We start from the raw sequence: 410 nt of genomic DNA, 5'->3' as shown, positions 1-410 counted from the left end.
GGCTGGACCCCGCCTGTGGCCGAGGAGGGCGAGCCCGACTGGCAGCCCGGTGACAGCTTCCGGCTGCGCACCACGCTGGGCCGCGCGCTCTTCAACGAGCTGCTGCCCGAGGACTACCCGTTCGTCGACTACTCGGTGGGCAAGAAGCAGCTCTCCGAGATCGTCAACGACCTCGCCGAGCGCTACCCCAAGGTCATCGTCGCGGCGACCCTGGACAACCTGAAGGCGGCCGGTTTCCACTGGGCCACCCGCTCCGGTGTCACCGTCGCCATCTCCGACGTGGTCGTGCCCGAGGCCAAGAAGGCCATCATCGAGGGCTACGAGGCGCAGGACGAGAAGGTCCAGAAGCAGTACGAGCGCGGTCTGATCACCAAGGACGAGCGCACCCAGGAGCTGATCGCGATCTGGAC

General features: G+C 67.3%; 1 pseudogene. It reads left to right on the top strand.

Annotated elements, in window-relative coordinates:
• A pseudogene (locus tag GSF22_RS34250) lies at positions 1 to 410 on the top strand (DNA-directed RNA polymerase subunit beta'); the annotation flags it as partial.

Origin of the sequence: Micromonospora echinofusca (genome assembly GCF_017614955.1) — a bacterium.
GTDB lineage: Bacteria > Actinomycetota > Actinomycetes > Mycobacteriales > Micromonosporaceae > Micromonospora > Micromonospora echinofusca_A.
The sequence above is the reverse complement of the archived record's forward strand: the minus strand, read 5'-3'. Positions and strand labels throughout refer to the sequence as shown.